Origin of the sequence: Streptomyces niveiscabiei, assembly GCF_001419795.1 — a bacterium.
Taxonomy (GTDB): domain Bacteria; phylum Actinomycetota; class Actinomycetes; order Streptomycetales; family Streptomycetaceae; genus Streptomyces; species Streptomyces niveiscabiei.
Genome location: NZ_LIRL01000219.1, coordinates 1 through 8,503 on the forward strand (window position 1 = coordinate 1; position 8,503 = coordinate 8,503).

The 8,503-nt window shown below is 71.7% G+C and carries 11 protein-coding genes and 2 pseudogenes; 10 read left to right on the plus strand and 3 right to left on the minus strand.

The window, feature by feature from the left end:
* The 3 genes and pseudogenes from AOK24_RS50500 to mug all read left to right on the plus strand — a co-directional run.
* Positions 1-159: pseudogene (locus AOK24_RS50500) on the plus strand (SGNH/GDSL hydrolase family protein); the annotation flags it as partial.
* 84 nt (positions 160-243) lie between these two features.
* Positions 244-1,686, plus strand: coding sequence for an adenylosuccinate lyase (gene purB, locus AOK24_RS12155; RefSeq protein WP_055720074.1), 1,443 nt, complete (start codon positions 244-246; stop codon positions 1,684-1,686).
* The gene (gene mug, locus AOK24_RS12160) at positions 1,683-2,228 is read left to right on the plus strand and encodes a G/U mismatch-specific DNA glycosylase (protein ID WP_079056779.1); all 546 of its coding nucleotides are present in this window, start codon (positions 1,683-1,685) and stop codon (positions 2,226-2,228) included. Before purB ends, mug begins: the two co-directional genes overlap by 4 nt.
* 73 nt (positions 2,229-2,301) lie before the next feature.
* Here the strand turns inward: mug and AOK24_RS12165 are convergent, their stop codons facing one another.
* Positions 2,302-2,985, minus strand: a complete 684-nt coding sequence (locus AOK24_RS12165; RefSeq protein ID WP_055720075.1) for an ABC-2 transporter permease — start codon at positions 2,983-2,985, stop codon at positions 2,302-2,304.
* A 9-nt stretch (positions 2,986-2,994) separates the two neighbouring features.
* Positions 2,995-3,906: an ATP-binding cassette domain-containing protein gene (locus AOK24_RS12170; protein WP_055720082.1), complete on the minus strand. Its 912-nt coding sequence runs from the start codon at positions 3,904-3,906 to the stop codon at positions 2,995-2,997.
* Positions 3,907-4,015: 109 nt separating this feature from the next.
* On the opposite strand from AOK24_RS12170, the gene AOK24_RS12175 reads away from it, so the two are divergent.
* Genes AOK24_RS12175 through AOK24_RS12185 form a run of 3 tightly spaced genes read left to right on the plus strand, consistent with a single transcriptional unit; the run spans position 4,016 to position 6,397 of the window.
* Positions 4,016-5,167, plus strand: coding sequence for a sensor histidine kinase (locus tag AOK24_RS12175; protein ID WP_055720076.1), 1,152 nt, complete (start codon positions 4,016-4,018; stop codon positions 5,165-5,167).
* A gap of 14 nt (positions 5,168-5,181) precedes the next feature.
* Positions 5,182-5,832 carry a response regulator gene (locus tag AOK24_RS12180; protein ID WP_055720077.1) on the plus strand — a complete coding sequence of 217 codons (651 nt, stop codon included), beginning with the start codon at positions 5,182-5,184 and terminating at the stop codon, positions 5,830-5,832.
* Positions 5,741-6,397, plus strand: coding sequence for an NADAR family protein (locus AOK24_RS12185; protein WP_240553844.1), 657 nt, complete (start codon positions 5,741-5,743; stop codon positions 6,395-6,397). The genes AOK24_RS12180 and AOK24_RS12185 overlap by 92 nt, the downstream gene beginning before the upstream one ends.
* Before the next feature lie 116 nt (positions 6,398-6,513).
* Here AOK24_RS12185 and AOK24_RS12190 read toward each other — a convergent pair whose 3' ends face one another.
* Complete coding sequence (locus AOK24_RS12190) at positions 6,514-6,951, minus strand: ATP-binding protein (protein ID WP_055720078.1); 438 nt, start codon at positions 6,949-6,951, stop codon at positions 6,514-6,516.
* A 162-nt stretch (positions 6,952-7,113) separates the two neighbouring features.
* On the opposite strand from AOK24_RS12190, the gene AOK24_RS12195 reads away from it, so the two are divergent.
* The 4 genes and pseudogenes from AOK24_RS12195 to AOK24_RS47455 form a co-directional block, all read left to right on the plus strand.
* On the plus strand, positions 7,114-7,992 hold the full coding sequence (locus tag AOK24_RS12195) for a helix-turn-helix domain-containing protein (RefSeq protein WP_055720079.1): 879 nt from the start codon (positions 7,114-7,116) through the stop codon (positions 7,990-7,992).
* Positions 7,989-8,086: DUF397 domain-containing protein (locus AOK24_RS50505; protein WP_240553845.1), on the plus strand; the 98-nt coding region annotated here is incomplete at its 3' end. The genes AOK24_RS12195 and AOK24_RS50505, both read left to right, overlap by 4 nt.
* A gap of 2 nt (positions 8,087-8,088) precedes the next feature.
* Positions 8,089-8,240: pseudogene (locus AOK24_RS50510) on the plus strand (DUF397 domain-containing protein); the annotation flags it as partial.
* 86 nt (positions 8,241-8,326) lie between these two features.
* A partial coding sequence (locus AOK24_RS47455) for a MarR family transcriptional regulator (protein ID WP_159051848.1) occupies positions 8,327-8,503 on the plus strand: 177 nt, incomplete at its 3' end.

An 8,503-nucleotide genomic window follows, 5' to 3' on the forward strand; every position in this document is an offset into this window, starting at 1 on the left:
CCCCCGCCCACCTGGACGGCACGCCGCATCGCCGACGCCCGCTTCACCCGCCAACACCTCCTCCCCTGGATAGCCCGCCGCCTGACAGGCCGCTCCTCGGGGGACGGCCGGGCCCCGAAGCACCCTGAGCTGCTGCCGTACGAGGGGCCGAGGACATAGCCGGGCGGTGACCCGCGTCTCGTAGGTTCCCACCAACCCGGCCCCGGCCCTGGCCTGCGTGAATCGCCAGTAGAATCACGTCACGTGACTTCCGCTGCCGCAAAGCCCCGCATCCCGAACGTCCTCGCCGGACGGTACGCCTCCGTCGAGCTGGCCACTCTGTGGTCGCCCGAGCACAAGGTGAAGCTGGAGCGGCAGCTCTGGCTCGCGGTGCTGCGGGCGCAGCGGGACCTCGGGATCGAGGTGCCGGAAGGGGCGGTCGAGGACTACGAGCGGGTGCTCGACACCGTCGACCTCGGGTCGATCGCCGAGCGCGAGAAGGTCACCCGGCACGACGTGAAGGCCAGGATCGAGGAGTTCAACGACCTCGCCGGGCACGAGCAGGTGCACAAGGGGATGACGTCCCGGGACCTGACGGAGAACGTCGAGCAGCTCCAGGTGCGGCTGTCGCTGGAGCTGATCAGGGACCGCGCGGTCGCGGTGCTGGCCCGGCTCGCGAAGCTCAGCTCGGAGTACGGCGAGCTGGTGATGGCCGGCCGCTCGCACAACGTGGCGGCGCAGGCGACGACCCTGGGCAAGCGTTTCGCGACGGCGGCGGACGAACTCCTCGTGGCGTACGCGCGCGTGGAGGAACTCCTCGGCCGCTACCCGCTGCGCGGCATCAAGGGCCCGGTCGGCACCGCGCAGGACATGCTGGACCTCCTCGGCGGCGACGCGGACAGGCTCGCGGAGCTGGAGGGCCGGATCGCCGGTCACCTGGGCTTCTCGCAGGCGTTCACGTCGGTCGGCCAGGTCTACCCCCGCTCGCTGGACTACGAGGTCGTCACGGCCCTCGTACAGCTCGCTGCGGCCCCGTCCTCGCTGGCGAAGACGATCCGCCTGATGGCGGGCCACGAGCTGGTCACGGAGGGCTTCAAGCCGGGCCAGGTCGGCTCCTCGGCGATGCCGCACAAGATGAACACGCGCTCCTGCGAGCGGGTCAACGGCCTGATGGTCATCCTGCGCGGGTACGCGTCGATGACGGGCGAGCTGGCGGGCGACCAGTGGAACGAGGGCGACGTGTCGTGCTCGGTGGTCCGCCGCGTCGCCCTGCCGGACGCGTTCTTCGCGCTGGACGGCCTGCTGGAGACGTTCCTGACGGTGCTCGACGAGTTCGGCGCGTTCCCGGCGGTCGTCGCGCGCGAGCTGGACCGCTACCTGCCGTTCCTGGCGACGACGAAGGTCCTGATGGGCGCCGTACGCGCGGGCGTGGGCCGCGAGGTCGCGCACGAGGCGATCAAGGAGAACGCCGTCGCGTCCGCGCTGGCGATGCGCGAGCAGGGCGCCGAGCGCAACGAACTCCTCGACAAGCTCGCCGCCGACGACCGCATTCCCCTGGACCGCGCGCAGCTCGACGCGCTGATGGCCGACAAGCTGTCCTTCACGGGCGCCGCCGCCGACCAGGTCGCGTCGGTGGTCTCCCGGGTCGAGGAGATCGTCAAGCAGCGCCCGGACGCCGCCGGTTACACCCCCGGGGCGATCCTCTGACCCGCTTCACCCAGGCCGAGCTGGAGGCCGCGCGCGACCGCCTCGTCCCCGACGTGGCCGCGCCCGGCCTCCGCGTGCTGTTCTGCGGCATCAACCCCGGCCTGATGACGGCCGCGACGGGCCACCACTTCGCCCGCCCCGGCAACCGCTTCTGGCCGGTCCTGCACCTCTCCGGCTTCACCCCCCGCCTGCTGAAACCGGCGGAACAGGCGGAACTCCTGTCGTACGGCCTCGGCATCACGAACGTCGTCGCCCGCGCGAGCGCGCGTGCGGACGAACTCTCCGCCGAGGAGTACGAGGAGGGCGGGCGTGTCCTGACCGCCAAGGTGACCCGCCTGAAGCCCCGCTGGCTGGCGGTCGTCGGCATCACCGCCTACCGCGCCGCCTTCGCCGAACGGCACGCGCGCGTAGGGCCGCAGGAACGGGTCATCGGTGACACGCGCGTGTGGGTGCTGCCGAACCCCAGCGGGCTGAACGCGCACTGGACGGCGGCGACGATGGCGGAGGAGTTCGCCCGGCTGCGGGAGGCGGCGGAGGCCTGACGCCGGTCAACTCGGGCTGACATCCAGCGGCTTGAGCTGGCGGCTCGCGGCTCGCGGCTCGCGGGAGAAACGTTCACGCGTCCCGCCTCCGCACCCGCCACACCCCCGCCCCCAGCGCCGCCGCGCTCCACAAGGCCGTCACCAGCAGCCCCACCCACGGATCGACGGCCGGCTCGCTGTGCAGCACCGCCTGTCCCGCCCGGTCGGGGAACCAGTCCGCGACGGTCCCGGACATGTCCCCGACGACGAACGACACGATCAGCAGAAACGGTACGACGATCCCGAGCGTCGTCACCCCACTGCGCAGTACGGCGGTGAGCCCGGCGGCCAGCAGCGCCATCAGCGTCAGGTAGATCCCGCACCCCACGGCACCCCTGACTCCCTCACCCCACCTCACTCCGTCACCGGCCAGAAGGGTGACGAAACCGGTGAGGAGCCCAACCGCCAGTACGGGCACGGCGATCGCCGTCGCCTTCGCGGCGAACCAGCGTGTCCGGTCGGGCACGGCCGCGAGGGACGTCCGCAGGGCGCCGTCGCGGAACTCCGCCGCCATCGCGGTCGTCCCGAAGGACACGGCGGCGATCTGGCCGAAGGAGACGCCGAAGTAGGCCGAGAAGAGTGGGTCGTCACCGGAGGCGTCCAGCCCGGCGAGAGCCGAAAAGGCGAGCGTGACGAGGAGGATCGCGGCGAGGGTGACGAGCTGCGACCGCAGGGTGCGGATCTTGAGCCACTCGGCGTGGAGAGCGGAGACGTACATGCGGGGCTCCTAGAGGTGGGCCGTGAACTCGGTCTCGCCGGCGGTCAGATCGAAGTACGCCTCCTCCAACGTGCCCTCCTCGGCGGCGAGTTCGAGGAGGGTGACACCGGCGTCGGAGGCGAGGCGGCCGACGTCGTCCACGCGCGCGTGCGGCACGGTCCAGTGCCCGTCGGGGTGTTCGTCGGCGTGATGGCCCGCGCGCGTGAGGGCGTCGAGAAGGGCGGCCGGGTCCGTCGTCCGCACCCGTACGCGCGGGTGCACGCGCGCGTGGACGAACTCCTTGAGCGGCGTGTCCGCGAGGAGGCGGCCCCGGCCGAGGACGATCAGGTGGTCGGCGTAGGCGGCGGTCTCGTTCATGAGGTGGCTGGAGACCAGGACCGTGCGGCCCTCCCCGGCGAGGCGGCGCAGCAGGCCGCGGATCCACACGATGCCCTCGGGGTCGAGGCCGTTGGAGGGCTCGTCCAGCAGGACCGCCCCGGGGTCGCCGAGCAACGCGGCGGCGATGCCCAGGCGTTGGCGCATGCCGAGGGAGTACGTCCGTACGCGCCTGCGCGCCGCGGACGCGAGGCCGGTCTCCTCCAGGACCTCGTCGACCCGGCGTACGGGGACGCGGTTGCTCGCGGCCAGCACGCGCAGGTGGTCGCGGCCGGTGCGGGCGCCGTGCGCGGCCTGCGCGTCGAGCAGCGCGCCGACGTGCCGCAGGGGTTCGGTGAGTGCCGCGTACGGGCGGCCGTCGAGGGTGGCGCTGCCCGAGGTGGGGTGGTCGAGGCCGAGTAGGAGGCGCAGGGTCGTGGACTTTCCGGCGCCGTTCGGGCCCAGGAAACCGGTCACCCGGCCGGGGCGGACGCTGAAGGTGAGACCGTCCACGGCGCGGCGGGTGCCGTGGACCTTGGTCAGGTCGCGGACGTCGATGCTGGTCATGTCCACCACCCTCGCCGTGACGCCTGGTCAGGGGCTTCCCCCGGGGGTGGGAACCGTCTCCCCCGCTCGGGGGAGGCCCGTTGTCAGTGGTGGCTGTCACGATGTCCGTATGGCCCGGTTCCTGAGCCCGCTGCGGCGGGGGACGACGTACACACGGCTCCTGCATCTGTGGGTGCCGATGCTCGTCGTGAGCCTGTGGATGTTCATCGACCCCCGGCGGCCGTGGGTGCCCGCGCTGCTGGTGATCCCGGTCGGGCTGATCGCGGGGGTGCGTACGGGCGAGGGCGTGCAGGCCCGCTGGATGCTCACGCCGGGGAAGGAGGCCCCGGGGTTCTCGATCGCGCCGTCGGGGAGTTGGCGGGACCGGCTGCGTACGGCCGTCTGGCTCGAAGCGCGGCTGCTGCTGGGGGTGGCGGCGATGTTCATGTGCGTGTGGATGCCGTCGCTCGTGTACGACCTGGTGCGGCTGTCCCTGGGGTACCCGAGCGACCTGGTGGCCTGGCATCCGTCGCCGCACTGGTCGTACGCCCTCCTGACACCGCTCCCGCTCCTCGCCCTGTACGGCGCCGTCGTCGGCCTCGGACACCTCGTGACCGCCGCCGCGCGCACCCTCCTCGGCCCGTCCGCCGCCGAGCGGCTCGCGGCGCTGGAGGAGCGGACGGAACGGCTGCTGGAGCGCACGCGCATCGCCCGCGAGCTGCACGACTCGATCGGGCACGCGCTCACGGTGGCCGTCGTGCAGGCGGGCGCCGCGCGCGCGGCCGGTGATCCGGCGTTCACCGCGCGGGCGTTGGAGGCGATCGAGGAGACCGGGCGGGCGGCGCTGGAGGATCTGGAGCGGGTGCTCGGGGTGCTGCGGGAGTCCGAGCGGCCGGCGAGCGGGCGGCCCACGCTCGCGGAGGCGGACCGGCTGCTGGAGTCGGCGCGGGCGTCGGGGGCCCTGGTCGACGCGGAGCTGTCGGGGCCGCTGGAGACCGTGCCGGGGCCGGTGTCCCGGGAGAGCTACCGGATTCTCCAGGAGGCCCTGACGAACGTCCTGCGGCACGCGGGACCGGTGCCGGTGCGCGTCCGCGTGGGCGTCGAGGCGGACGTCCTCCGCCTGGAGGTGCGCAATCCGCTGACCGCGCGCATACCCGGGCCCGGCGGGCGCGGCAGCGGGCTGCGCGGTATCCGCGAGCGCGCCGCGCTCCTCGGCGGACAGGCGTCCACCGGGCCGGACGCCGGGGACTGGCGGGTGCGCGCGGAGCTGCCGTTGGGCTGATCTACGCTGACCGGATGCCGGTCACTGTTCTCCTCGTCGACGACGAATCGCTGGTCCGCGCGGGGTTGCGGGCCGTCCTGGAGGCCCAGCCCGACATCACGGTCGTCGGCGAGGCCGCCGACGGAGCCGCCGTCGTCCCCCTCGTCCGGCGACTGCGGCCCGACGTCGTCGCCATGGACGTACGGATGCCGCTGCTCGACGGCATCTCCGCGACGCGCGCCGTCCTGCGGGGAGTCGACGCGCCGCCGAAGATTTTGGTCGTGACGACCTTCGAGAACGACGAGTACGTGTACGACGCGCTGCGCGCCGGGGCCGACGGGTTCCTGCTGAAGCGGGCGCCGGCCGCGGAGATCGTCAACGCGGTGCGGGTGGTGGCCGCCGGGGAGTCGCTGCTGTTCCCGGCGTCCCTGCGGAAGCTGGCGGCGGAGTACGGGGACCAGGACGCGCGGGACCGGCTGGAGTCGGCCGGGCTGACCGAACGGGAGGGCGAGGTGCTGCGGTTGATGGCCCGGGGGCTGTCGAACGCGGAGATCGCCGGGGAGCTGGTCGTGGGCGCGGAGACCGTGAAGTCCCATGTCAGCGCCGTGCTCGGGAAGTTGGGGGCGCGGGACCGGACCCAGGCGGTCATCGCCGCGTACGAGTCGGGGTTCGTGGCGCCCGGGTGAGGGCGCGCCGCCGGAAAACCGGTGTGCGGGCGGCGGCGGGGTGTCCGAAACTGTTCGGGTTTCCGCGACTCCAGTGAGGCTTCCATGGCGATCTACTTCTACGGTGCCGACGAAGTGCCCTACGGATGCTTCTCGAACTTCTCCGACCACGGCTTCGACCTCGCCGGCCTGTGGTGGCCGACGTCCGATACACTACTTCCAGGCCCAGAAGTTCGCGGGCACCCGGCACGCTGACCTCGTCCGGCGCGCGCGTACGCCGCTGCGGGCGGCCGAGTTGGGCCGTGATCCGGCCAAGCCGCTGCGCAGGGACTGGGAGCGCGTCAAGGACGATGTGATGCGCCGTGCCGTCGCGGCCAAGTTCCGTGCGCACGACGACATTCGGGACATCCTCCTGTCCACCGGCGACGAGGAGATCGTCGAGGACACCACCACGGATCACTACTGGGGGCGGGGCAGGACCGGGACGGGGAAGAACATGCTCGGCCGGATTCTGATGCGGACCCGGGGGCGGCTGCGTACGGAGTTCGTCGACGAGCGGGGTGGGGAGGGCCGCCACGGGCGGTGACGGCGGCGCGGCAAGCGTTCCCTCCCCTGCCCGGCCCTGTGGAGCGTACGGCTGCGGCGCGCCGAAGTGGCGTTGCTGCGGGCCGCGTTGGAGCCTTGGTTGCAACCCGTCGGCGCTTATCGGGCGGGCCGGCGGAGGTCGAACTCCGCCCACACCGTCTTGCCGCTCGGCGGGTAGGGGACGGTCCCCCAGCGGTCCGCGAGTGCCGCGACGAGGACGAGGCCCCGTCCCGACTCGGCGTCCGGGTTCGGCTGCGGCCAGGGGAGCCGGTCTCCGCGCGCGTCCGTGAGCGCCGCGCGCAGGATGCCGGTCGTGGTGTCGAGAGCGAGGCCGATACGGAAGTCGCGGCCCTGGACACGGCCGTGGAGCGCGGCGTTCGACGCGAGTTCGGCGACGACCTGCTCGATGCGCTCCGTGTGCGCCGGGGGGACCCGCCACGCCTGGAGGCGCTCGGCCGTGAGGAGCCGGGCCAGGCGGGCGCCCCTGCGCGTGGACGACAGGAGCTGGTCGAAAGTGTGTACGGTGTCGGGGAGTTGGGGAGTCGTGGTGTTCATGAGGCCAAGGTGGAGGGCGCGCGGGGGCGCGTTCCAGACCTGAGGCCCGTACGCTCCGTCAGCGTACGGGGGCAATCCGTAGACGGTACGCGGATATTGCCGTCACCCTGGGCGGGTCGATCGCGGGGAACAGCGCACGTACAGACCCGGAGGTGGCCGCGTATGACCGACGGTGCGGAGATCTTGGACGAGGACGGGGACGGGGTGGAGGCGGTCGACGACCACGAACGTGAGCCCGATCCTTCCGACAGTCTGAAGACGTTCGGGGCTGTCGTCCAGGGTCTGCGGGAGCATCAGGGGCTCAGCAGGGAACAATTCGGTTTGCTCGTCGGGTACTCCAAGCACACGGTGGAATCGGTGGAGTTGGGGCGGCGGATGCCGGATGAGAGCTTCGTGGACAAGGCGGAGAACGCGCTGGGGAACACGGGAGCGCTGCGGAAGGCGGCGCGGTTCCTGACGCGGGGCGAAGCCGGGTTGGCGGTGTGGTTCAGGAAGTGGGCGCGGCTGGAGAAGAAGGCGGCGAGGCTGTGCACCTACGAGTGCCGGTTGGTGCCGGGGCTGTTGCAGTCGGAGGAGTACTTGCGGGCGCTGTTCGAGCACCGTGTTCCGCTGCTGTCCGACCAGCAGATCGAGGATCAGGTGTTCGCTCGGCTGGAGCGCCAGGAGCTGCTGCGCGGACGGCCGAACGTCGAGTTCAGCTTCATCCTGGAGGAGCACCTGTTCCGCCGCAGGATGGGTGGGCCCGATCAGATGCGAAGGCTGCTCGATCACGTGCTGGACCTGAGTCTGCTGCGTAACGTCACGATTCAACTCGTGCCGCTGGAGGCCGGGTTGCACACGTGCACGGACGGACCGATCCGACTCCTGGAGACCCCGAAGCAACGCTGGCTGGCCTACTCCGAAGGACAGGAGAACGGGCGGCTGATCTCCGATCCGAAAGCAGTGAGTGTTCTCCGTCAACGCTATGAAACACTGCGCTCGCAGGCTCCGAGCCCTCAAGAATCGCGGGGCCTGTTGGAGCAACTGCGAGGAGAACTATGAGCACGACGGAACTCGCCTGGTTCAAGTCCAGCTACAGCGGGACGGAGGGTGACGACTGTGTTGAGGTCGCCTTCTGGTTCAAGTCCAGCTACAGNNGCTACAGCGGCAGCTCTGGTGACGACTGCGTGGAAGTCTCCGTCGCCGAACAAGCCATCTGCGTACGGGATTCCAAGGACGTGACCCGCCCCCACTTCTCCGTCGGCCGCGACGGCTGGACCCACTTCGTGGGGTACGTGTCGGAGGCCTGAACCTGACTCGTGCACGTCCCGGTGGCCCCAGCGTGTGCCGCCGGGACGTACGATCCGCCCACACTCGACTGGCGGGGAGGACACGCGTGGGGCGGCTCATCGGTGGGGATCCGTCGTTGTTGCGGCGGATCAACTCCGCTGTGGTGCTGCATGCGTTGCGTGCGGCGGAGCGGGCGACGCTGACGGAGGTCACGCGAGTGACCGGGCTGTCGCGGCCGACGGTGGAGGGGGTGGTGGAGGATCTGATCGGGGCGGGGCTGGTC

Excerpts from the sequence above, each read along its gene's own strand:
- AOK24_RS12180 (WP_055720077.1), top strand. The coding sequence starts at position 5,182 with ATGCCGGTCACTGTTCTCCTCGTCGACGACGAATCGCTGGTCCGCGCG.
- AOK24_RS12165 (WP_055720075.1), bottom strand. The coding sequence starts at position 2,985 with ATGTACGTCTCCGCTCTCCACGCCGAGTGGCTCAAGATCCGCACCCTG.
- AOK24_RS12190 (WP_055720078.1), bottom strand. The coding sequence starts at position 6,951 with ATGAACACCACGACTCCCCAACTCCCCGACACCGTACACACTTTCGAC.
- AOK24_RS12175 (WP_055720076.1), top strand. The coding sequence starts at position 4,016 with ATGGCCCGGTTCCTGAGCCCGCTGCGGCGGGGGACGACGTACACACGG.
- AOK24_RS12185 (WP_240553844.1), top strand. The coding sequence starts at position 5,741 with ATGTCAGCGCCGTGCTCGGGAAGTTGGGGGCGCGGGACCGGACCCAGG.
- AOK24_RS12195 (WP_055720079.1), top strand. The coding sequence starts at position 7,114 with ATGACCGACGGTGCGGAGATCTTGGACGAGGACGGGGACGGGGTGGAG.
- AOK24_RS12170 (WP_055720082.1), bottom strand. The coding sequence starts at position 3,906 with ATGACCAGCATCGACGTCCGCGACCTGACCAAGGTCCACGGCACCCGC.